33 protein-coding genes are annotated in these 20,857 nt (G+C 62.2%); 4 read left to right on the forward strand and 29 right to left on the reverse strand.

The window, feature by feature from the left end; all coding sequences use genetic code 11:
- The first annotated feature begins 96 nt into the window (after nucleotides 1-96).
- Together KYK29_RS11125 and KYK29_RS11130 are read left to right on the forward strand one after the other, a co-directional pair.
- Nucleotides 97-324, forward strand: a complete 228-nt coding sequence (locus tag KYK29_RS11125; protein ID WP_254690971.1) for a hypothetical protein — start codon at nucleotides 97-99, stop codon at nucleotides 322-324.
- Nucleotides 321-962: an alpha/beta hydrolase family protein gene (locus tag KYK29_RS11130; protein ID WP_254690972.1), complete on the forward strand. Its 642-nt coding sequence runs from the start codon at nucleotides 321-323 to the stop codon at nucleotides 960-962. The genes KYK29_RS11125 and KYK29_RS11130 overlap by 4 nt, the downstream gene beginning before the upstream one ends.
- A gap of 207 nt (nucleotides 963-1,169) precedes the next feature.
- On the opposite strand, the gene KYK29_RS11135 is transcribed toward KYK29_RS11130, so the two are convergent.
- Together KYK29_RS11135 and KYK29_RS11140 are read right to left on the reverse strand one after the other, a co-directional pair.
- Complete coding sequence (locus tag KYK29_RS11135) at nucleotides 1,170-2,477, reverse strand: replication-associated recombination protein A (RefSeq protein ID WP_254690973.1); 1,308 nt, start codon at nucleotides 2,475-2,477, stop codon at nucleotides 1,170-1,172.
- Complete coding sequence (locus KYK29_RS11140; RefSeq protein ID WP_254690974.1) at nucleotides 2,474-3,874, reverse strand: DegQ family serine endoprotease; 1,401 nt, start codon at nucleotides 3,872-3,874, stop codon at nucleotides 2,474-2,476. The genes KYK29_RS11135 and KYK29_RS11140 overlap by 4 nt, the downstream gene beginning before the upstream one ends.
- A gap of 195 nt (nucleotides 3,875-4,069) precedes the next feature.
- Between KYK29_RS11140 and msrP the strand changes: the two genes are divergently transcribed.
- Together msrP and msrQ are read left to right on the forward strand one after the other, a co-directional pair.
- Nucleotides 4,070-5,005: a protein-methionine-sulfoxide reductase catalytic subunit MsrP gene (gene msrP / locus KYK29_RS11145; protein ID WP_254690975.1), complete on the forward strand. Its 936-nt coding sequence runs from the start codon at nucleotides 4,070-4,072 to the stop codon at nucleotides 5,003-5,005.
- Nucleotides 5,005-5,649, forward strand: coding sequence for a protein-methionine-sulfoxide reductase heme-binding subunit MsrQ (msrQ, locus tag KYK29_RS11150; protein WP_254690976.1), 645 nt, complete (start codon nucleotides 5,005-5,007; stop codon nucleotides 5,647-5,649). The genes msrP and msrQ overlap by 1 nt, the downstream gene beginning before the upstream one ends.
- Before the next feature lie 105 nt (nucleotides 5,650-5,754).
- Here the strand turns inward: msrQ and rplQ are convergent, their stop codons facing one another.
- The 27 genes from rplQ to rpsJ form a co-directional block, all read right to left on the reverse strand.
- On the reverse strand, nucleotides 5,755-6,177 hold the full coding sequence (rplQ, locus tag KYK29_RS11155) for a 50S ribosomal protein L17 (RefSeq protein WP_254690977.1): 423 nt from the start codon (nucleotides 6,175-6,177) through the stop codon (nucleotides 5,755-5,757).
- A gap of 137 nt (nucleotides 6,178-6,314) precedes the next feature.
- A complete protein-coding gene (locus KYK29_RS11160; protein ID WP_254690978.1) occupies nucleotides 6,315-7,325 on the reverse strand; it encodes a DNA-directed RNA polymerase subunit alpha in 1,011 nt (336 codons plus the stop codon).
- 102 nt (nucleotides 7,326-7,427) lie between these two features.
- Nucleotides 7,428-7,817: a 30S ribosomal protein S11 gene (gene rpsK, locus KYK29_RS11165; protein WP_023513823.1), complete on the reverse strand. Its 390-nt coding sequence runs from the start codon at nucleotides 7,815-7,817 to the stop codon at nucleotides 7,428-7,430.
- 251 nt (nucleotides 7,818-8,068) lie between these two features.
- On the reverse strand, nucleotides 8,069-8,437 hold the full coding sequence (gene rpsM, locus KYK29_RS11170) for a 30S ribosomal protein S13 (protein WP_254690979.1): 369 nt from the start codon (nucleotides 8,435-8,437) through the stop codon (nucleotides 8,069-8,071).
- Nucleotides 8,438-8,671: 234 nt separating this feature from the next.
- Nucleotides 8,672-9,250, reverse strand: a complete 579-nt coding sequence (locus tag KYK29_RS11175) for an adenylate kinase (RefSeq protein ID WP_254690980.1) — start codon at nucleotides 9,248-9,250, stop codon at nucleotides 8,672-8,674.
- Complete coding sequence (secY, locus tag KYK29_RS11180) at nucleotides 9,247-10,587, reverse strand: preprotein translocase subunit SecY (protein WP_254690981.1); 1,341 nt, start codon at nucleotides 10,585-10,587, stop codon at nucleotides 9,247-9,249. The genes KYK29_RS11175 and secY overlap by 4 nt, the downstream gene beginning before the upstream one ends.
- A 310-nt stretch (nucleotides 10,588-10,897) precedes the next feature.
- Nucleotides 10,898-11,374 (reverse strand): 50S ribosomal protein L15, encoded by a 477-nt coding sequence (gene rplO / locus KYK29_RS11185; RefSeq protein ID WP_254690982.1) that lies wholly within the window; start codon nucleotides 11,372-11,374, stop codon nucleotides 10,898-10,900.
- Nucleotides 11,375-11,387: 13 nt separating this feature from the next.
- Nucleotides 11,388-11,591: a 50S ribosomal protein L30 gene (rpmD, locus tag KYK29_RS11190; protein WP_254690983.1), complete on the reverse strand. Its 204-nt coding sequence runs from the start codon at nucleotides 11,589-11,591 to the stop codon at nucleotides 11,388-11,390.
- Between the two features lie 13 nt (nucleotides 11,592-11,604).
- On the reverse strand, nucleotides 11,605-12,174 hold the full coding sequence (rpsE, locus tag KYK29_RS11195; RefSeq protein WP_254690984.1) for a 30S ribosomal protein S5: 570 nt from the start codon (nucleotides 12,172-12,174) through the stop codon (nucleotides 11,605-11,607).
- A gap of 128 nt (nucleotides 12,175-12,302) precedes the next feature.
- The gene (gene rplR, locus KYK29_RS11200) at nucleotides 12,303-12,665 is read right to left on the reverse strand and encodes a 50S ribosomal protein L18 (RefSeq protein WP_254690985.1); all 363 of its coding nucleotides are present in this window, start codon (nucleotides 12,663-12,665) and stop codon (nucleotides 12,303-12,305) included.
- 12 nt (nucleotides 12,666-12,677) lie between these two features.
- Nucleotides 12,678-13,211 carry a 50S ribosomal protein L6 gene (gene rplF, locus KYK29_RS11205; RefSeq protein WP_254690986.1) on the reverse strand — a complete coding sequence of 178 codons (534 nt, stop codon included), beginning with the start codon at nucleotides 13,209-13,211 and terminating at the stop codon, nucleotides 12,678-12,680.
- A gap of 42 nt (nucleotides 13,212-13,253) precedes the next feature.
- Nucleotides 13,254-13,652, reverse strand: a complete 399-nt coding sequence (gene rpsH, locus KYK29_RS11210) for a 30S ribosomal protein S8 (protein ID WP_254690987.1) — start codon at nucleotides 13,650-13,652, stop codon at nucleotides 13,254-13,256.
- A 12-nt stretch (nucleotides 13,653-13,664) separates the two neighbouring features.
- A complete protein-coding gene (gene rpsN, locus KYK29_RS11215; RefSeq protein WP_254690988.1) occupies nucleotides 13,665-13,970 on the reverse strand; it encodes a 30S ribosomal protein S14 in 306 nt (101 codons plus the stop codon).
- 34 nt (nucleotides 13,971-14,004) lie between these two features.
- Nucleotides 14,005-14,562: a 50S ribosomal protein L5 gene (gene rplE, locus KYK29_RS11220; protein WP_254690989.1), complete on the reverse strand. Its 558-nt coding sequence runs from the start codon at nucleotides 14,560-14,562 to the stop codon at nucleotides 14,005-14,007.
- On the reverse strand, nucleotides 14,555-14,866 hold the full coding sequence (rplX, locus tag KYK29_RS11225) for a 50S ribosomal protein L24 (protein WP_254690990.1): 312 nt from the start codon (nucleotides 14,864-14,866) through the stop codon (nucleotides 14,555-14,557). The genes rplE and rplX overlap by 8 nt, the downstream gene beginning before the upstream one ends.
- 13 nt (nucleotides 14,867-14,879) lie before the next feature.
- Nucleotides 14,880-15,248 (reverse strand): 50S ribosomal protein L14, encoded by a 369-nt coding sequence (rplN, locus tag KYK29_RS11230; protein ID WP_006728677.1) that lies wholly within the window; start codon nucleotides 15,246-15,248, stop codon nucleotides 14,880-14,882.
- Between the two features lie 250 nt (nucleotides 15,249-15,498).
- Nucleotides 15,499-15,735, reverse strand: a complete 237-nt coding sequence (gene rpsQ / locus KYK29_RS11235; protein ID WP_254690991.1) for a 30S ribosomal protein S17 — start codon at nucleotides 15,733-15,735, stop codon at nucleotides 15,499-15,501.
- A 12-nt stretch (nucleotides 15,736-15,747) separates the two neighbouring features.
- Nucleotides 15,748-15,948 (reverse strand): 50S ribosomal protein L29, encoded by a 201-nt coding sequence (gene rpmC, locus KYK29_RS11240; protein WP_254690992.1) that lies wholly within the window; start codon nucleotides 15,946-15,948, stop codon nucleotides 15,748-15,750.
- Between the two features lie 12 nt (nucleotides 15,949-15,960).
- Nucleotides 15,961-16,374, reverse strand: coding sequence for a 50S ribosomal protein L16 (gene rplP, locus KYK29_RS11245; protein WP_254690993.1), 414 nt, complete (start codon nucleotides 16,372-16,374; stop codon nucleotides 15,961-15,963).
- 38 nt (nucleotides 16,375-16,412) lie between these two features.
- A complete protein-coding gene (gene rpsC / locus KYK29_RS11250; RefSeq protein WP_254690994.1) occupies nucleotides 16,413-17,144 on the reverse strand; it encodes a 30S ribosomal protein S3 in 732 nt (243 codons plus the stop codon).
- Nucleotides 17,144-17,533 carry a 50S ribosomal protein L22 gene (gene rplV, locus KYK29_RS11255; protein ID WP_254690995.1) on the reverse strand — a complete coding sequence of 130 codons (390 nt, stop codon included), beginning with the start codon at nucleotides 17,531-17,533 and terminating at the stop codon, nucleotides 17,144-17,146. Before rplV ends, rpsC begins: the two co-directional genes overlap by 1 nt.
- 2 nt (nucleotides 17,534-17,535) lie before the next feature.
- Entirely contained in the window at nucleotides 17,536-17,814 is a 279-nt protein-coding gene (gene rpsS, locus KYK29_RS11260) for a 30S ribosomal protein S19 (RefSeq protein WP_254690996.1), read from the reverse strand.
- A gap of 15 nt (nucleotides 17,815-17,829) precedes the next feature.
- Nucleotides 17,830-18,666, reverse strand: coding sequence for a 50S ribosomal protein L2 (rplB, locus tag KYK29_RS11265; RefSeq protein ID WP_254690997.1), 837 nt, complete (start codon nucleotides 18,664-18,666; stop codon nucleotides 17,830-17,832).
- Nucleotides 18,667-18,704: 38 nt separating this feature from the next.
- Nucleotides 18,705-18,998 carry a 50S ribosomal protein L23 gene (locus tag KYK29_RS11270; RefSeq protein ID WP_254690998.1) on the reverse strand — a complete coding sequence of 98 codons (294 nt, stop codon included), beginning with the start codon at nucleotides 18,996-18,998 and terminating at the stop codon, nucleotides 18,705-18,707.
- Complete coding sequence (gene rplD, locus KYK29_RS11275) at nucleotides 18,995-19,615, reverse strand: 50S ribosomal protein L4 (protein WP_254690999.1); 621 nt, start codon at nucleotides 19,613-19,615, stop codon at nucleotides 18,995-18,997. Before rplD ends, KYK29_RS11270 begins: the two co-directional genes overlap by 4 nt.
- Nucleotides 19,616-19,627: 12 nt before the next feature.
- The gene (gene rplC, locus KYK29_RS11280; RefSeq protein WP_254691000.1) at nucleotides 19,628-20,311 is read right to left on the reverse strand and encodes a 50S ribosomal protein L3; all 684 of its coding nucleotides are present in this window, start codon (nucleotides 20,309-20,311) and stop codon (nucleotides 19,628-19,630) included.
- Between the two features lie 167 nt (nucleotides 20,312-20,478).
- A complete protein-coding gene (gene rpsJ, locus KYK29_RS11285; protein ID WP_003507767.1) occupies nucleotides 20,479-20,787 on the reverse strand; it encodes a 30S ribosomal protein S10 in 309 nt (102 codons plus the stop codon).
- Nucleotides 20,788-20,857: the final 70 nt, after the last annotated feature.

The following is a 20,857-nucleotide window of genomic DNA, read 5'->3' on the forward strand; positions in this document are numbered from 1 at the left end:
TGACACGCCCGGCGAGGTAAAGTCGCTGTTGCAATGCATGTGCTTATCCCCACTTTCGGGAGATATGCTTCAGCCGTCACAGGAAGGAATGCGATCATGCCGACCGAGAAAGACAGCCCCAGAGCCTCACTGGAAAAGGAACGCGCGCGGCAGCAGCGAAAAAGCGCCGCCGCCGAGCAGGACGATTATCTGGAGGAAGCGCTGGAGGAAACCTTTCCGGCAAGCGACCCGATTGCGCCGGGCGACGTGAAGGATCATCGCACCGGGCAGGAACGCAGCGGCTCCGGCAAGGGCGCGCCACAAGAGCCTGTAAAGCAGGAATGAACCCGCCCCTGCTTTTCGACGGCCCCGCCGATGCGCAGGTCACTCTGCTTCTCGCCCACGGCAGCGGCGCGCCGATGGATTCGCCGGCGATGAACGCCGCCACGACAGCCCTTGCCGCCGAGGGCCTGCGGGTGGCCCGTTTCGAATTCGGCTATATGGCCGCGCGCCGCAGCGACGGCGGCCACCGGCCGCCGCCCAGAGCCGAGACATTGGCTCCGGAATTTTACGCCGCCATCGACGCACTGAAGGCGCAGGGGCCGCTGGTCATCGGCGGCAAGTCGATGGGCGGACGTGTGGCGAGCATGATCGCCGACGACCTGCATGCCCGCGGACGCGTGAAAGGACTGCTCTGCCTCGGGTATCCTTTCCATCCGCCGGCAAAACCCGCGCAGCTTCGGACGGCCCATCTGGCGACGCTTCGCACCCCGACGCTGATTTACCAGGGAAGCCGCGATCCCTTCGGCACCCGCGAAGAGGTGGCAGGTTACGGATTGTCCGCATCGATCCGTATTCTCTGGCTGGAGGACGGCGACCATGACCTGAAACCGCGCAAACGCATCTCCGGTTTCACGGCCGCCGACCATCTGGCGACGATGGCGGTCACGGTAAGGCGCTGGACGGACGCTCTGGAACGTTGACGCATCCGGCCGCCGGATGGAAACACCCGGTCGAGACTATGAAGACCCGGCATCAGGACTTGATCGCCGTAGGATCCAAAGAGGATGAGCTTGCTTACAAACCGATTCATCCGGTTGACAGATTGATTCGGAATCCACTCTCAAGACATTGACGGAAATGAAGTTTTCCTCAATCGCCGAGCCTCTTCGAACAATCCGGCGGGCGCGTCAGCCGCGCTCGCGGCGCAGTTTCGCCCACCAGTCCAGCCGCTTGCGAAGCTCACGCTCGAAACCGCGCTCCGGCGGATCGTAGAAAGTCTTGCGGCCCATTTTCTCGGGGAAATAATCCTGGCCGGAAAAAGCGTCCGGCTCGTCGTGATCGTAGCGATAGCCCTCGTTATAGCCTTCGCTCTTCATCAGCTTGGTCGGCGCATTGAGGATATGCTTGGGCGGCAGCAGCGAGCCATGCTCCTTGGCCGCCCGCATGGCCGATTTGTAGGCGGTATAGACGGCGTTCGACTTCGGCGCGGTGGCGATATAGACGCAGGCCTGCGCCAGCGCCAGCTCGCCTTCCGGCGAGCCGAGGAAATCATAGGCGTCCTTCGCCGCATTGCAGACGGCGAGCGCCTGGGGATCGGCAAGCCCGATATCCTCCACCGCCATGCGCACCAGCCGGCGGCCGATGAACAGCGGATCTTCCCCGGCGTCCAGCATCCGCGCGAGATAATAGAGGGCCGCATCGGGATCCGATCCGCGCACGGATTTATGCAGCGCGGAAATCAGATTGTAATGGCCGTCCTGCCCCTTGTCGTAGACCGGCGCACGGCGCTGGACGATGCGGAACAGCTCGTCCTGACCGAAGGTCTCGTCGGGCCGCGCGGCGCGCCAGACTTCCTCCGCCAGTGTCAGGATGGCGCGTCCGTCGCCGTCGGCCATGCGCAACAGCGAAAGCCGCGCTTCCGGATCGAGCGGCAGCGACCGCGCCTCCGCCGCCTCGGCGCGCTTCAGAAGTTCTTCCAGGCTCTCCTCGTCATGCGGCTTGAACGTGAGGACACGGGCGCGGGAAAGCAGCGCGGCATTGAGTTCGAAGGACGGGTTTTCCGTCGTCGCTCCGACGAGAACGATGGTGCCGTCCTCCATCACCGGCAGGAAACTATCCTGCTGCGCCCGGTTGAAACGGTGGATCTCATCGACGAAAAGCAATGTCTGCCGTCCGCCCATGCGGCGCTGACGGGCCGCCTCGAAGACTTTCTTGAGATCCGCAACCCCGGAGAAGATCGCCGATATCTGCTCGAAGGCGAGCCCCGTCTCGCCGGAGAGCAACCGCGCCACCGTGGTCTTGCCCGTACCGGGCGGGCCCCAGAAAATCATCGAGCCAAGCGATCCCGCCTCGATCATCCGCGAGAGCACGCCGTCCGGTCCGGTCAGATGCTCCTGGCCGGAAACCTCCTTCAGAGTCTGCGGACGCAGCCGGTCGGCAAGCGGCCGCTTCGCCGCCATGCCCTCCGGCTCATGGGGCGCGAACAGATCGCTCATCGGAAGAACTGTCGGATGCGCTTGCCGCCGCGCTCGATCTCGACGCGCCAGATGGCCGGATTTTCCTCGACGAGGGTCGCAAGCGTGGCGGTCGAGGCGACCTCGGTGCCATTCAACTCCACGATGATATCGCGCGGCTGCAAGCCGATTCGCGCGGCCGGCGAGCCCCGGTTGACCTCCATCACCACCACGCCCACGGCGCTTGCCGGCATGCGCAGTTCCTCCGCAATGCGCGGCGAAAGATTGGCAACGACCGCGCCGGCGAACGGGTTTCGCCCCTCCATCAGCCGTTCGTCACGCGGCGTCGATTCCGGCGCACGGTCGAGGAGAAGGCTGATCTCCTCCTCCTTGCCGCCGGAACTGACGGTGAGGCGCACCGTGCCGCCGATGCCGACAGTGGTCAGCCGATAGCCAAGCGCGTCCGGATGCTCCACGGGAATGCCGTTGACGGCAAGCACGACCTGTCCCGGTTTGAGGCCGGCCTTCTCGGCCGGACCGCCGGACAGAACCTTTGAAACAAGCGCGCCGCGCGCCTTCGGCAGGCCCAACGCCTCGGCGACGTCGGAGGTCACCGCATCGAAGGTCGCGCCGACGAACGGCCGGTCGAAACTGGTTCCGCCGCTTTCGGCGCTGGCGACGAAGACCTTGACGAGATTGGCCGGTATGGCGAAGCCAACGCCGTTCGAGCCGCCGCCGCGCGAAAAGATCGCCGTATTGATGCCGATCAGCGCACCATTCATGTCGACGAGCGCACCACCGGAATTACCCGGATTGATGGCGGCATCCGTCTGGATGAAGAAGCCGAAATCGCCGGAACGGACCTGATTGCGCGCCAGCGCCGAAACGATGCCGCTCGTCACCGTCTGGCCAACGCCGAAAGGATTGCCGATGGCCAGCACCAGATCGCCCACCTGCACGGCGTCGCTGTCGCCGAGCGGCAGCACATCGAACGTTTCCCTGGACTTGATCTTCAGGACGGCAAGGTCCACTCGCTCGTCCTTCAGGATAACCGTGCTTTCGAATTCGCGGCCGTCGGCAAGCGCCACCTTGATGTCATCGGCGCCCTGAATGACATGGTTGTTGGTGACGACGATGCCGCTTGCACCGACGATCACGCCGGAACCGAGCGATGATTGCTTCTCCGTGCGATTCGGCATGCGCTGGCCGAAAAACTCCTCGAAAAAGGGATCGCCGTCGAAGATCGAGCGGCGCTCGACCACGCGCTCCGCATAGACGTTCACCACCGTGTTCGAAACCTGCTTGACCAGCGGGGCGAAGGAAAGCTGCATTTCCAGGCGCGACTGGGGAACGACCTGTTGTTCCTGCGCCGCGGCCGGCGCGGCAAGGACCAACGCCAGCATGAATGAGGCGGCAAGGCGAAGACGGGTAAGCGGCATGACGAGGCTCCTGGCGTTTCTGCGCTCCGATCAGATAGGAGTTCAAGGCCGAAAAGGCAAACCCGGCCGGTCCTCACGCCGCGTCACGCGGCACGCACGAAAATGTGGTTGCGGAGACCCTTCCGCCGCTGTGGAAACTCTGGTCTTGTTGATGCGTTCCTGCTTCGATCCGTTTCGACATCAAGGCAAAGCGCCATGCCCCTCTATCGCCCATCCTCCGTTCCAGCCTCCGAGATCACTCCGGAAGCCTGTTATCTCGATCGCCGGACGTTTCTGGCCGCTGCCGCAGGTGCGGTCGCCACCGCCTCTCCGGCGTTTTCCGCACCGCTCTCCGTGACCGCCGGAAATCCGATAGCCAACGAGAAGCTGACGCCGGAAAAGGATGTGACCGGCTATAACAACTTCTACGAATTCGGCATGGGGAAGGAAGATCCGAAGGCCAATTCCGGTGATTTCAAGCCGGATCCCTGGAGCCTGACCATCGACGGCCTCGTCACCCGGCCGAAGACCTTCGGCCTCGAGGACCTGCTGGCCTTCCCGCTGGAAGAACGCATATACCGCATGCGCTGCGTGGAGGCATGGTCGATGGTCATCCCCTGGGACGGCTTTCCGCTGGCCGCACTGCTCGACAAGGTCGAGCCGCTGGGAGACGCGAAATATGTCGCCTTCGAGACCATCGTCCGTAAAGCGGAAATGCCCGGGCAATCCGGCTTCTTCCAGCCGCTGCCGTGGCCCTATGTGGAAGGATTGCGGCTCGACGAGGCACGCCACCCGCTGACCCTTCTCGCCGTCGGCCTTTACGGCAAGACGCTGCCCAACCAGAACGGCGCGCCGATCCGACTGGTGGTGCCGTGGAAATACGGCTTCAAGGGCATCAAGTCGATCGTGAGGATCACCCTGACCGACCGCAAGCCGCCCTCCACCTGGAATCTCGCCGCACCGGACGAATACGGCTTCTACGCCAACGTCAATCCGAAGGTCGATCATCCGCGCTGGAGCCAGGCCACGGAAAACCGGATCGGCGAGGGTGGATTTTTCGGCGCTAACCGGCGCCCCACCCTGCCCTTCAACGGCTATGCCGACGAGGTGGCCGGCCTTTATGCCGGCATGGACCTGAAGGCCGATTTCTGATGCAGCGCCTGCCCGCCCTGCCCCGCAAGTATCATGCCGCCTCCGTCTGGCTGCTCTATGTCGTGGCCTTCATTCCGGCGGTCTACGGCTTCTATCTGGGTGCTACGGGCCGGTTGCCGGGCAATCCGGTCAAGGAATTCGAGCATCTTCTCGGTCTGTGGGCGCTACGCTTCCTGATCGCCACGCTGGCGATCACGCCGATACGCGATCTTCTCGGCATCAACTGGCTACGCTACCGCCGCGCTCTCGGCCTCACCGCCTTCTGGTATGTGCTGATGCATTTCCTGACCTATATGCTGCTCGACCAGTATCTCGACTTTCCCGCTATTCTCGCCGATATCGCAAAGCGCCCGTTCATCACCATCGGCATGACGGGCTTCCTCCTGCTCATTCCCCTCGCCGTGACCTCCAACAACTGGTCGATCCGCAGGCTCGGTCCCCGCTGGGGCAAGCTGCACCGGCTCGCCTACGTCGTCGCGGCCGCGGGCGCGCTGCATTTCGCCCTGTCCGTGAAGGTCGTCGGGCCGGAGCAGATGGCCTATATCGCCCTGGTCGCACTGCTTGTTGCCTGGCGCCCGATCCGGCGGCGCTTCAATCGCTGGAAGCGGGGAAGCGAAAGCAGGCGGCAATTCAGCAAGGCATGATTCGCTCCGGATGCGCGATCCGAAACCGCCCCCCTGAAACAGGCACAAACGAAAGGGCCGGAAGATCGCTCTCCCGGCCCTTCGATATTGATTTCCGGCTGAAAATCAGGCGGCTTCGCTCTGCTCTTCCGCTTCCTTGCGCGCGTGGTCCTTCGCGCCCTTGGCCGAGACGTCGCGATCGACGAATTCGATAACGGCGAGCGGCGCGTTGTCGCCGGTGCGGAAACCTGCCTTCATGATGCGCAGGTAGCCGCCGTTACGCGTGGCGTAGCGGGTCGCGATCGTATCGAACAGCTTCGAAACGACGGCAACATCGCGGATCTGCGCGATCGCCTGACGGCGGGCATGCAGATCGCCGCGCTTGCCGAGGGTGACGAGCTTCTCGACGATCGGACGGATTTCCTTCGCCTTCGGCAGGGTGGTGACGATCTGCTCATGCTCGATGAGCGAGGCCGCCATATTGGCGAACATCGCCTTGCGGTGGCTGGCGGTTCGGTTGAGCTTGCGGCCGGCGTTCTGGTGGCGCATCTCTGGTCTCCTTCACTTGCAGGCAGGGCCTGCCGTTTGATGGTGCCTATGTCCGTCTCCGCTCGGGAGGCACGCGACACATGCTGTTTCTTTGCTGAGGCCGGCTCCCGCGCCCCTTTTTCGGGGCGCAAGGGGCTTCAGTACTGGTCTTCGTAACGCTTTGCGAGATCCTCGATGTTCTCCGGCGGCCATGCGGGCACTTCCATGCCCAGATGCAGCCCCATGGAGGCGAGAACTTCCTTGATCTCGTTCAGCGACTTGCGACCGAAGTTCGGAGTCCGAAGCATTTCGGCTTCGGTCTTCTGAATGAGGTCGCCGATATAGACGATATTGTCGTTCTTGAGGCAGTTCGCCGAGCGGACGGAAAGCTCCAGCTCGTCGACCTTCTTGAGAAGGGCCGGGTTGAACGCCAGTTCGGTGACCGATTCTTCCTCGACTTCCTTCTGCGGCTCGTCGAAATTGACGAAGACCGACAGCTGGTCCTGAAGGATACGGGCTGCGAAAGCGATCGCATCCTCACCGGTGACGGATCCGTTGGTCTCGATGGACATCGTCAGCTTGTCGTAGTCGAGAACCTGGCCTTCACGGGTGTTTTCCACCTTGTAGGAGACCTTTTTGACCGGCGAATAGAGGCTGTCGACCGGGATGAGGCCGATCGGCGCGTCTTCGGCCCGGTTGCGCTCGGCCGGCACATAGCCCTTGCCGTTGTTGACCGTGAACTCCATGCGGATTTCCGCGCCCTCGTCGAGGGTGCAGATGACGTGATCGGGGTTCAGGATCTCGATGTCGCCGACCGTCTGGATATCGCCGGCGGTGACGACGCCCGGGCCCTGCTTGCGCACGACCATGCGCTTGGCATCGTCGCCATCCATCTTGATGGCGATTTCCTTGATGTTCAGCACGATGTCCGTCACATCTTCCCGCACGCCGGGGATGGAGGAAAACTCATGCAGCACGCCGTCGATCTGCACGGCGGTCACAGCCGCGCCACGCAGCGACGACAGGAGAACGCGACGCAGCGCGTTACCGAGCGTCAGGCCGAAGCCCCGCTCCAGCGGTTCCGCGACAAGGCTTGCCTTGGTGCGGCCGGAGGAGGAGAAATCGACCTTGTTCGGCTTGATCAGTTCCTGCCAGTTCTTCTGGATCATATGTCTTGCCTTCCGTTCGCCGCCACCATCCAATCGTGGCGGCCGAGCCCTGAAGATCCGCGACAGCCCCAAAGGGCCGCCGCGGCGGTTCGATTCCGACGGTTAGACGCGGCGCTTCTTGCGCGGACGGCAGCCGTTGTGCGGGATCGGAGTGACGTCGCGGATCGAGGTGATCATGAAGCCGGCAGCCTGAAGAGCGCGAAGCGCCGATTCACGGCCGGAACCCGGACCGCAAACCTCGACTTCCAGCGACTTCATGCCGTGTTCCTGGGCCTTCTTGGCGCAATCCTCGGCGGCGATCTGGGCAGCGAAGGGGGTCGACTTGCGCGAGCCCTTGAAGCCCTTGGCGCCGGCCGACGACCAGGCGATCGCATTGCCCTGCGCGTCCGTGATGGTGATCATCGTGTTGTTGAACGAGGAATTGACGTGTGCGACGCCCGACGTGATGTTCTTGCGTTCGCGACGGCGGACGCGTGCGGCTTCCTTGGCCATGGGTAGTCCTTTCGTTGATCTCTGCACCGCCGTAGTTCCAGCGGCTCCACCGGGCGGGATCCGATCCCTTGCCCTGAACAGATTGCGCCGAGGCCCGAAGGCATCTGCGCGGCGATATCGTCACTGCCGTAGCACCAGCAGCTCCACCGACCGGAGCCCGTCCTCCGCCGCCGAGGCGACGAAAGGCTCCGCTCGAAACTCAAAAGAGGCCGGCGCCTCGCGCCAGCCTCCCCTTCCCCGTTGCCGGGAAATTACTTCTTCTTGCCTGCAATAGCCTTCGCCGGTCCCTTGCGGGTGCGGGCGTTGGTATGCGTGCGCTGACCGCGAACCGGCAGGTTGCGACGGTGGCGCAGACCACGGTAGCAGCCGAGATCCATCAGACGCTTGATGTTCATCGAGGTCTCGCGACGCAGGTCGCCTTCGACCTGGTAGTCGCGGTCGATGGCTTCGCGGATCTGGAGGATTTCCGCGTCCGTGAGTTCATGCACGCGGCGATCAGCCGGGATACCGACCTTCTCGACGATTTCCTGTGCGAATTTCGGGCCGATCCCGTGAATGTAGCGGAGTGCGATTACGACGCGCTTCGCGGTCGGGATGTTGACGCCAGCGATACGTGCCACGCCTGTTCTCCTTGCTTCCAGTTGCCATCCGGCAAGTGGTATTTTTCGTTCGATACGGCTTTCGCCGCATGTTCTGCCGACATTCGGAACACAGCACACATAAACCGATCCCGGATTTCGTTCACAAGAAATCCGCACCGGTCACCCATGAGTGTCGCGAGTTGGGGCTGTCTTAAGGGGAATCGGCCGAAAAAGTCAACTCCCGGCCGGTTCTTTTTGGTCAGACGCGCGCGTCTATTTCAAAATTGCGGCGATTTCCGCCGTAACTGTATCGACATCCGCCATTCCGTCCACGGTACGCAGCTTGCCGGTCATGGCGTAATAGGCCGAAAGCGGTGCTGTCTTTTCGCGATATTCCGTCAGGCGACGCTTGAAGGCCTCCGGGTTGTCGTCGGAACGAACGGTTCCGCCGGCAGCCACCGTTTCGGCCACCCGGTTCTCCATACGCGCGACGAGCGCTTCCTGATCGACCTTCAGTTCGACGACCGCATCAAGCGCGATCCCCTTGCCGGCGAGAATCGAATCCAGCGCCTCGGCCTGCGGAACCGTTCGCGGGTAACCGTCGAGAATGAAGCCACCGGAACAATCCGGCGAACCGATCCGGTCCGATACGATCTCGTTGACGATCTCGTCCGATACCAGCTGGCCGGCATCCATCACGGCCTTGGCGCGCTTGCCCACGTCCGTGCCGGCGGCGACCGCCGCGCGCAGCATGTCCCCCGTCGAAAGCTGCGGAATGCCGTGCTTCTCCGTCAGGTACCTGGCTTGCGTCCCCTTGCCAGCACCCGGCGGTCCTAAGAATATCAGTCTCATCGTCCCCTCTTTCCTCCGCGCAGCTTCGACTTCTTGATCAATCCCTCGTACTGCTGGGCGATCAGGTGGCCCTGTATCTGTGCTACCGTATCCAGGGTCACACTGACAACGATCAAAAGCGAAGTACCACCAAGGTAGAAGGGCACACCGGTTTGCGCGATGAGGATTTCCGGAAGGATACAGACGAACACGAGATAAAGCGCGCCGACGGTCGTGATGCGGGTTAGTACATAGTCGATATATTCGGCGGTGCGTTCGCCCGGACGGATACCCGGGATGAAGCCGCCGTGCTTCTTCAGGTTATCGGCCGTGTCCTTCGGATTGAAGACGATAGCCGTATAGAAGAAGGCGAAGAAAGCGATCATCCCGCCGTAGAACACCATGTAGAGCGGCTGACCGTGGCCGAGCGCTGCAACGATGGAGGTCGCCCAGTCCGGAAGTTCCGACGTATTGGAGAATCCGGCAAGCGTCGCGGGCAGCAGGAGCAGCGACGATGCGAAGATCGCCGGGATGACGCCCGAAGTGTTGAGTTTCAGCGGCAGATGCGACGTGTCGCCCTGGAACATGCGGTTGCCGACCTGGCGCTTCGGATACTGGATCAGCAGACGGCGCTGCGCCCGTTCGACGAAGACGATCAATCCGATGACGCCGATCGCCATCACGACGACCGCAACGATGACGCCGAACGAAAGGGCGCCCGTGCGGCCAAGCTCAAGCGTACCGGCCAGCGCGCTCGGCAGCGCGGCGACGATGCCGGCAAAAATGATCAGCGAGATGCCGTTGCCGATGCCGCGGGAGGTGATCTGCTCTCCCAGCCACATCAGGAACATCGTGCCGCCGAGAAGCGAGAGGACGGTCGAAATACGGAAGAACCAGCCCGGATCGTTGACCATGCCGGCGCCGCTTTCCAGACCGATCGCGATGCCGTAGGCCTGGAGCGCGCCCAGCAGCACCGTGCCGTAGCGCGTGTACTGGTTGATGATCTTGCGGCCCTGCTCGCCCTCCTTCTTCAGCGCCTCCAGCGAAGGCACGACGGAGGTCATGAGCTGCACGATGATCGACGCGGAGATATAGGGCATGATGCCGAGCGCGAAGATCGCCATGCGCTCGACGGCGCCGCCGGCGAACATGTTGAAGAGGCCGAGAATACCGCCGGCCTGCCCCTGAAAGGCCTGGGCGAAGGCTTCCGGATTGAGGCCAGGCAGGGGGATATAGGTCCCGAGCCGATAGACCAGCAGCGCTCCCAGTGTGAACCAGAGGCGCTTCTTCAGGTCTTCCGCCTTCGCGAAGGTCGAAAAGTTCAGATTAGAGGCGAGTTGTTCCGCTGCCGAAGCCATGCATTGTCTCCGCGAAGCCGATCCGGCGGCGACTGGCGGCCTGCTCCGGATTGGCTGATCCGTTGGCGTCGGCACGCGGCCCTGAAACGGGCCAAAAACCGACGCTAGAAATTCGTCATGCCGGAAGACCGTGGCGGCGCTTCAGGCGGATGGAGCCTAAACCGGTTAAAACGCGGATTGTCAAGCAATCCCGGCCTCACACTGGCTTTTCTTCCGGGTGAGCGGGGCGATTCGCGCCCTGCCCTCGTGAGGCTCACATATGGGAGCAAAATCGCCCGGTGTGAAGCACACCGGGCGACGATTTCGTGGATTATTCCGCCGCGGCGGCCGCAGCCAGCAACTTGATGGAGGCGCCGGCCTTTTCGATCTTCTCGATCGCCGGCCTGGAGGCTCCGGCGACTTCGAAAGCCACCTTCGTCTTCAGTTCGCCATCCGACAGGATACGCACGCCATCCTTCTCGCGACGAATGACACCGGCGGCCTTGAGCGCCGCCGCATCGACCGTCGCCTTGCCGTCGAGCTTGCCGGCATCGATCGCCGCCTGGACCCGACCGAGCGAAACGGTAACGAAGTCGGTGGCGAAGATGTTCTTGAAGCCGCGCTTCGGCAGGCGGCGATAGATCGGCATCTGGCCGCCTTCAAAGCCGTTGATCGCGACGCCGGAACGGGACTTCTGCCCCTTCACGCCGCGGCCGCCGGTCTTGCCGAGGCCCGAGCCGATACCACGGCCGACACGCTTGCGGCTCTTCGAGGCGCCTTCGTTGTCCTTGATTTCATTAAGCTTCATGATCTTTACTCCCTCACTTCCCGTCGACGACGCGAACGAGGTGCTGGACGGCCCGGATCATGCCGCGGACAGACGGCGTGTCTTCCAGCGTACGCACCCGGTGCATCTTGTTGAGACCGAGGCCGACCAGCGTCTGGCGCTGAACGGCCGGACGACGGATCGGGCTGCCGATCTGTTCGACGGTGATCGTCTTCTTGACGGTTTCCTTCTTGGCCATTGCTCAGTCTCCCTTACTCTTCGGAGCCGATGCCGGCCGAGGCACGGCGAGCCTGAAGCGTGGCGTACTTGAGGCCGCGCTGCGCCGCGATGTCCTTCGGGTGCATCTGGTTCTTCAGCGCGTCGAACGTCGCGCGAATCATGTTGTACGGGTTCGACGAACCGGTCGACTTGGCGACCACGTCCTGCATGCCCAGCGTTTCGAAGACAGCGCGCATCGGGCCGCCTGCGATGATGCCGGTACCGGCCTTGGCCGTGCGCAGCAGGACCTTGCCGGCGCCGTGGCGGCCGTGCACGTCATGGTGCAGCGTGCGGCCGGAGCGCAACGGAACGAAGATCAGGTCCCGCTTGGCGGATTCCGTGGCCTTCCGGATCGCTTCCGGAACTTCACGCGCCTTGCCGTGGCCGAAACCGACGCGGCCCTTCTGATCGCCGACGACGACGAGAGCTGCGAAGCCGAAACGACGGCCGCCCTTGACGACCTTGGCCACGCGATTGATTGCGACGAGCTTGTCGACGAATTCGCTGTCGCGCTCTTCGCGGTTCTGGCGGTCCTCACGCGAACCGCGCCTTTCCTGTGCCATTGTCCTTTTCCTTTTTCTTTTCCGGGTGCAATCGGCAGATTGACGGATGTTGCCCCCGTTCCTCGAACGGAAGCGACGGAAATCCTGCTGAACCGGGCGCGGGCGCTCGCAGCGCCCGTGCTATCGGATCAGAAGCTCAGCCCACCTTCACGAGCGGCCTCGGCGAGAGCCTTGACGCGACCGTGATAGAGGAAGGCGCCACGGTCGAAAACGACCTCCTTGACGCCGGCCTTGACGGCCCGTTCCGCGATGAGCTTGCCAACGGCGGCGGCTGCCGCCGTATCGGCGCCCGTCTTCAGCGACGAGCGCAGATCGCTTTCCAGCGTGGAAGCGGCCGCCAGCGTCTTGCCGGCCGCATCGTCGATGACCTGTACGTAGATGTTCTTCGACGAGCGATGAACCGACAGGCGCGGACGGCCATTGGCGACCGCCTTGAGGGAACGGCGCACGCGGTTGGCGCGGCGTGCGAGAGCGTCTTTCTTGCTAGCCATTTCGCGTGATCCTTACTTCTTCTTGCCTTCCTTGCGGACGATACGTTCTTCCGCGTACTTCACACCCTTGCCCTTGTAAGGCTCGGGGCGACGATAATCGCGGATTTCCGCGGCGACCTGGCCGACCTGCTGCTTGTTGATACCGGACACGACGATTTCCGTCGGCTTCGGGACCGCGATCGTGATGCCTTCCGGCGCTTCATACACGACGTCGTGGCTGAAACCGAGCGCCAGTTGCAGGTTCTTGCCCTGCATCGAGGCACGATAGCCGACGCCGCTGATTTCGAGCTTGCGTTCGAAACCGTCCTTCACGCCCTTCAGGATACCCTCGATCATCGTGCGGGACATGCCCCACTTCGAACGTGCGTCCTTGGACTGGTTGATCGGCTCGACGACAACGGCGTTGTCCTCGAGCTTCACGGAGACTTCGTCATTAGCGACGAAGAAGAGTTCGCCCTTCGGGCCCTTCGCGATAACCTTCCGACCGTCGATGGTCGCGGTAACGCCAGCGGGAACCGGAACGGGCCTTTTACCGATACGAGACATGTTTCAATCCTGTCTGTTCGTTATGAAGATCCCTGCCTCGCCTTAGAAGACGGAGCAAAGAACCTCGCCACCAACGTTCTGTTCGCGCGCCTGATGATCGGCCATCACGCCCTTCGGGGTCGAAAGGATGGTGATGCCAAGGCCGTTCGCGACCTGCGGAATGGACTTCACCGAGACATAGACCCGGCGGCCCGGCTTGGAGACACGGTCGATCTTGCGGATCACCGATGTGCCTTCGTAGTACTTGAGTTCGATGCTCAGCTCGGATTTGCCGTTGTCGAATTCGACCTCGGAATAGCCGCGGATGTAGCCTTCGGCCTGAAGGACATCGAGAACACGGGCGCGCAGCTTGGATGCCGGCGTGGAAACGCTCGACTTGCGGCGGGAAGCACCGTTGCGGATACGGGTGAGCATATCGCCCAGGGGATCAGTCATTGCCATGTGCCCGTCTCCTTACCAGCTCGACTTGACGATGCCCGGCACCTTGCCGAGATTGCCGAGTTCGCGAAGCGCAATACGCGACATCTTGAGTTTGCGATAATAGGCGCGCGGACGGCCGGAAACCTCGCACCGGTTACGGATGCGGGTCTTGGAGCCGTTGCGCGGCAGGGCGGCAAGCTTCAAGGTCGCCTTGAAGCGCTCTTCAAGCGGAAGAGCCTGGTTCTGAATGACCGCCTTCAGGGCGGCGCGCTTGGGCGCCTGATTGGCAACCAGCTTGCGGCGGCGCTTGTTCTTTTCAACTGCGCTCGTTTTCGCCATAACAGTTATCCTTCTTTACGCTTGTCGTTACGGATCACTGGCGGAACGGGAAGTTGAGCTCTTTCAGGAGAGCCCGCGCTTCGTCGTCCGTCGGTGCCGTCGTGCAAACGATGATGTCCATGCCCCACATCTGATCAACCTTGTCGTAGTTGATCTCCGGGAACACAATGTGCTCCTTGATGCCCATGGCGAAGTTGCCACGGCCATCGAAGGACTTCGGGTTCAGACCACGGAAGTCGCGTACACGGGGCAGCGCGATATTCACGAGGCGATCCAGAAATTCATACATGCGAACGCCGCGCAGGGTGACCTTGGCGCCGATCGGCATGCCTTCGCGCAGCTTGAAGCCGGCGATGGAGTTGCGGGCGCGCGTGATGACCGGCTTCTGGCCGGAAATCGCCGCGAGGTCCGCAGCGGCAACCGCAGGCTTCTTGGAGTCGCCCGTGGCTTCGCCGACGCCCATGTTGATGACGATCTTCTCGACCTTCGGGATCTGCATCTCGTTGGCGTAAGAGAACTGCTCCCTCAGCGCCTGGCGAATGCGTTCGTTGTATTCTTTCTTGAGACGCGGCTCATACTTTGCCTCAGCCATCGATCGACACTCCCGAACGCTTTGCCACACGAACCTTCTTGTCGCCCTCGATCTTGAAACCGACGCGGGTCGGCTTGCCGTCCTTGGGGTCGGCGATCGCCAGGTTGGAAAGATGGATCGGAGCTTCCTTGGTGATGATACCGGCTTCCTGGTTCTGCGTCTGGCGCTGGTGACGCTTCACCAGGTTGATGCCGCGAACGAGCGCCTGGTCGTCCTTCGGCATGACCTGAACGACTTCACCCGAGCGACCCTTGTCCTTGCCGGCGAGTACGACGACCTTGTCGCCTTTACGAATCTTTTGCATAGCCATCGCTCCTTTAGAGTACTTCCGGAGCCAGCGAGATGATCTTCATATGGTTCTTGGCGCGAAGCTCGCGCGGAACCGGTCCGAAGATACGGGTGCCGATGGGCTCTTTCTTGTTGTCGATCAGAACGGCAGCATTGTTGTCGAAACGGATGACGCTGCCGTCAGCGCGACGGATGTCCTTGGCGGTACGCACGACCACCGCCTTCATCACATCACCCTTCTTCACGCGGCCACGCGGGATCGCTTCCTTGATCGAGACGACGATGATATCGCCGATCGAAGCGTACTTGCGCTTGGAGCCGCCCAGCACCTTGATGCACATGACACGACGTGCGCCGGAATTATCCGCGACGTCGAGGTTAGTCTGCATCTGAATCATGTCAGGTCGCCTTCTTGTTTTACCGGACCGGTTGGGCCGCCCTCATGGCAAAGGGGGCCCCCTGTTCCAGCCTATGAAAATTCATCTTTTTCGCGCGGGATGGTGGTGCCAAGGTGGTTTCCGCGACGGTTTCCCGCCGGACCTTCCCTGCGCTCAAAGCAAAAGAACGCTCGTGATTCCGAGCGTCCTTGCGCTGCTTCATACAGATTTCCACGCCAGACGCAAGGGCCGGCCGCAAATCCGTCTGAAATTAAGCCTGGGCCGATACGACGACCCAGCGCTTGTCCTTGGAAATCGGCGCGCATTCCTGGATGGAAACGACGTCGCCGACCTTGAACTGGTTGGCTTCGTCGTGCGCCTTGTACTTCTTCGACCGGCGAACGGTCTTCTGAAGGAGGGGATGCGCAAAGCGGCGTTCGACGCGAACGACAACGGTCTTGTCGTTCTTGTCGCTGACTACGGTGCCCTGCAGAATGCGTTTCGGCATATTCTTCTTCCTTTAAGCCTTGGCTTCTGCCGCCTTCTGGCGGGCAATGGTCTTGACGCGCGCGATGTCCTTGCGAACTTCGTTGATGCGCGAGGTCTTCTCGAGCTGGCCGGTCGCCTTCTGGAAGCGCAGATTGAACTGCTCTTTCTTCAGCTTGGCAAGCTCTTCCTTGAGCTGGTCGGCGCTGAGCGCCCGAACGTCTGCGGCTTTCATCGCTACTGCCCCTTACTCTGCAATGCGCTGTACGAAGCGCGTCTTGACCGAGAGCTTGGCCGAGCCGAGGCGCAGCGCCTCACGGGCGATCTCTTCGGAAACGCCGTCGATCTCGAACATCATCCGGCCGGGCTTGACCTTGCAGGCCCAGTAATCGACCGACCCCTTGCCCTTGCCCATACGCACTTCAGTGGGCTTCGAGGTGACCGGCACGTCGGGAAACACGCGGATCCAGACGCGGCCGGCACGCTTCATGTAGCGGGTGATCGCGCGGCGGGCCGCCTCGATCTCGCGCGCATTGACGCGGTTCGGCTCCTGAGCCTTCAGACCGAACTCGCCGAAAGCGAGATCAGATCCGCCCTTGGCGACGCCCTTGATGCGGCCCTTGAACTGCTTGCGGTACTTTGTACGCTTTGGCTGCAACATTTTTTTACTTCTCCGATATTGGCTGCCAAACGCGACGGTTACGCGTTTTCGCGACGACGATCACGATCGCGTTCGCGATCACGGCCACCGGCGCCCTGGTTGTCACTTTCGCTTGCGCGACGTTCGGAGGCCATCGGATCGTGCTCAAGGATTTCACCCTTGAAGATCCAGACCTTGATGCCGCAGATGCCGAAAGCGGTTTCCGCTTCGGCCGTGCCGTAGTCGATATCGGCACGCAGCGTATGCAGCGGAACGCGGCCTTCACGGTACCATTCCGTACGGGCGATTTCCGCACCGCCGAGACGACCGGCGCAGGTGATCCTGATGCCTTCGGCGCCAAGACGCATGGCCGACTGAACGGCGCGCTTCATGGCGCGGCGGAACGCAACGCGACGCTCAAGCTGCTGGGCGATCGACTGGGCGACCAGCGTGGCGTCGGTTTCCGGCTTGCGCACCTCGACGATGTTGAGGTGCGTTTCCGAACGCGTCATTTCGGCAAGCTTCTTGCGAAGCTTCTCGATGTCGGCGCCCTTCTTGCCGATGATCAGGCCCGGGCGCGCCGAGTGGATCGTGATGCGGCACTTCTTGTGCGGACGCTCGATGACCACCTTGGAGATGCCGGCCTGCTTCAGCTCGTCCTGAACGAACTTGCGGATCTTCAGGTCTTCATGAAGAAGCTGGCCGTATTCGGCGTTATCAGCGAACCAGCGGCTGTCCCATGTGCGGTTGATGCCGAGGCGGAACCCGATCGGATTAATCTTCTGGCCCATTATGCGGCCTCCCCTTTGGCTTCGACTTCACGGACGACGATCGTCAGGTGCGAGAAAGGCTTCTCGACCCGCGACGCGCGGCCGCGGCCGCGAGCTTGGAAACGCTTCATGACGATCGACTTGCCGACGTAGGCTTCCGCCACGACCAGCGAATCGACGTCGAGATCATGGTTGTTCTCGGCGTTGGCGATTGCGGATTCAAGCGTCTTCTTCACCGTGACGGCGATCCGCTTGCGAGAAAACTCGAGTTCTGCCAGAGCGCGATCGACCTTCTTGCCGCGGATCAGCGCGGCAACCAGGTTGAGCTTCTGGGGGCTGACGCGGATCGTGCGCGCAATGGCCTGCGCCTCGTTATCCTTCAGCCGACGTTCGGCTTTTGCCTTGCCCATCGTTACTTCCTCTTCGCCTTCTTGTCCGCACCGTGACCGTAATAGGTCCGGGTCGGAGCGAATTCACCTAGCTTGTGGCCGATCATGTCTTCGTTGACGGCCACCGGGATGTGCTTGCTGCCGTTGTAGACGCCGAAGGTGAGACCTACGAACTGCGGCAGGATCGTGGAGCGACGGCTCCAGGTCTTGATAACCTCGTTGCGACCGCCTTCGCGAACCTTCTCAGCCTTCTTGAGAAGATAGCCGTCAACAAACGGGCCTTTCCATACTGAACGAGCCATTCCTGACTACCTCTCTTATTTCTTACGCTGATGGCGCGAACGCATGATGAACTTGTCGGTCGACTTGTTCGAACGGGTGCGCTTGCCCTTGGTCGGCTTGCCCCAGGGGGTGACCGGATGGCGGCCGCCCGAGGTGCGGCCTTCACCACCGCCGTGCGGGTGGTCGACCGGGTTCATGACGACGCCGCGAACATGCGGACGCTTGCCGCGCCAGCGCGAACGACCGGCCTTGCCATCGTTGATATTGCCGTGTTCCGGGTTCGATACCGCGCCGATCGTCGCAAGGCAAGCGCTGTGAACCAGACGCTGCTCACCCGAGTTCAGGCGAAGGATCGCCATCCCCTGGTCACGACCGACGAGCTGGACGAAGGTGCCGGCCGAACGGGCGATCTGGCCGCCCTTGCCCGGCTTCATCTCGACGTTGTGAACGATCGAGCCGACCGGGACGTATTGCAGCGGCATCGCGTTGCCCGGCTTGACGTCGACCGCCTTGTCGGATGCGATCACCTTGTCACCGGCCGCCACGCGCTGCGGCGCCAGGATATAGGCCTGTTCGCCGTCGGCATAGGTGACGAGCGCGATGAAGGCGCTGCGGTTCGGGTCGTACTCAAGCCGCTCGATCGTGCCTTCGACGCCGAACTTGCGACGCTTGAAGTCGATCAGGCGATAGGTCCGCTTGTGCCCGCCGCCACGGAAGCGAACGGTCATGCGACCCATGTTGTTGCGTCCGCCCTTGGACGACAGGCCTTCGGTCAGGGCCTTGACGGGCTTGCCCTTGTGGAGGCTCGACCGGTCGACGATGACCAGCTGACGCTGGCTCGGAGAGGTCGGATTGAAATGTCTCAATGCCATTTTCTTGTTCCCTTTCGGTCTTTCGCCGGCTGGCCTGATCAGAGTCCGGTGGAGACGTCGATGGTCTGACCGTCAGCAAGGGTGACGATCGCCTTCTTGACATCTGCCTGCCGGCCGGAGAAGCCGCGGAAACGCTTGACCTTGCCCTTGCGGAGCAGCGTGTTGACGGCCGTGACCTTGACGCCGAAGAGAGCTTCCACCGCAGCCTTGATTTCCGGCTTGGAAGCGCGCTTGGCGACGTTGAAGATGACCTGGTTCTGTTCGGAGACCAGCGTCGACTTTTCGGTGATCGCCGGTGAGACGATCACATCGTAGTGGCGAAGATCCGTCATTTGAACCGCTCCTCCAGAGCCTCTACAGCCGCCTTGGACAGCACGAGCTTGCCGCGGCGCAGGATATCGTAAACATTGATGCCCTGGATCGGCAGAACGTCCACGTTCGGGATGTTCCGGGCTGCGAGCTGGAAGTTGCCATCCAGTTCGGCGCCGCCGATGAAAAGAGCGTTCGTGAGGCCGAGCGACGCGAAGGTGCCGACAAGCGCCTTGGTCTTGGCTTCGCTGGCGACGAGATCGTCGACGATGATCAGCTCGTCAGCCTTCAGCTTGGCCGAAAGCGCGTGGCGCAGGCCGAGCGCGCGAACCTGCTTGGGCAGATCGTGCGCGTGGCTGCGGACGACCGGACCGTGTGCGGTGCCACCGCCGCGGAACTGCGGAGCGCGAGCGGAATGGTGCCGGGCGCGGCCGGTGCCCTTCTGCTTGTACATCTTCGCGCCGGTCCGGGAGATTTCCGAACGGCCCTTGGACTTGTGGGTGCCCTGCTGCTTCTTGGCGAGCTGCCAGCGCACAACGCGGGCAATGATGTCTTCGCGCGGCTCCAGGCCGAAAATCGCGTCGGAAAGGGAGACCTTGCCGGCGTCCTTCCCCTCGAGGGTCGTGACTTTGAGATCCATGATCAGGCTCCCTTACTTGGCTGCGGCACGGACGCCAGCCGGACGCGGAGCGTCGGCGGGAATGCCGGACTTGATGGCGTCGCGAACGACGATCCAGGAACCCTTGGAACCGGGAACCGCGCCCTTGACGAGAATGAGACCACGCTCCTCGTCAGTGGACACGACTTCGAGATTCTGGGTGGTGACGCGGGTCTGGCCCATATGGCCGGCCATGCGCTTGCCCTTCCAGACACGACCCGGATCCTGGTTGGAGCCGGTCGAACCATGCGAACGGTGCGAGATGGAAACGCCGTGAGACGCGTGCAGGCCGCCGAAATTGTGACGCTTCATGGCGCCGGCGAAGCCCTTACCGATCGTCGTGCCCGTGACGTCAACATACTGACCGGCGATGAAATGGCCGGCGGTCAGCTCCGAACCGACCTCGATGAGGTTGTCCGAAGACACGCGGAATTCAACGATCTTCGCCTTGGGCTCGACGCTGGCGGCGGCGAACTGGCCGCGAAGGGCCTTCGCCGTGTTCTTGACCTTGGACGAGCCGGCGCCGAGCTGAACGGCCGTGTAACCGTTCTTTTCCTCGGTGCGCTGGGCCAGAACCTGGCAGTTGTCCAGTCGCAAAACCGTTACGGGAATGTGTTCTCCTGCGTCGTTGTAGACGCGGGTCATTCCTACTTTCTGTGCAATAACACCTGAACGCATGGTTCAATCCTCTTAGAAGTCCTGCCGGAGATCCCGTCGATGCCGGGAGCCCGTCATGCCTCTGGTTTAAGGATTCCACGTCGGCAAGAAGCCTCCGGGTTTCCCGTTTTTGGAAGACGTCGGCTTAACGCCACGTACCTTCCTTGTTATTTCGGCTTTCGCCGGACTTAGAGTTTGATCTCTACGTCTACACCGGCCGCAAGGTCGAGCTTCATCAGGGCGTCGACGGTCTGCGGGGTCGGATCTACGATGTCGAGCAGGCGCTTGTGCGTGCGCATCTCGAACTGTTCACGGCTCTTCTTGTCGACGTGGGGCGACCGGTTGACCGTGAACTTTTCAATTCGCGTCGGCAGCGGCACGGGGCCGCGGACGCTGGCGCCGGTGCGCTTCGCCGTCGACACGATTTCACGCGTGGAGGCGTCAAGAATCCGGTGGTCAAACGCCTTGAGGCGGATGCGGATGTTCTGGCCGTTCATTACGACTTGTCCTTATTCGTGATTCTGGCGCTTCCCATAACGGAATGCGCGTGGAAACTCAATTGATGTT

It is taken from the genome of Shinella daejeonensis (assembly GCF_024281235.1).
GTDB classification, from domain to species: domain Bacteria; phylum Pseudomonadota; class Alphaproteobacteria; order Rhizobiales; family Rhizobiaceae; genus Shinella; species Shinella daejeonensis.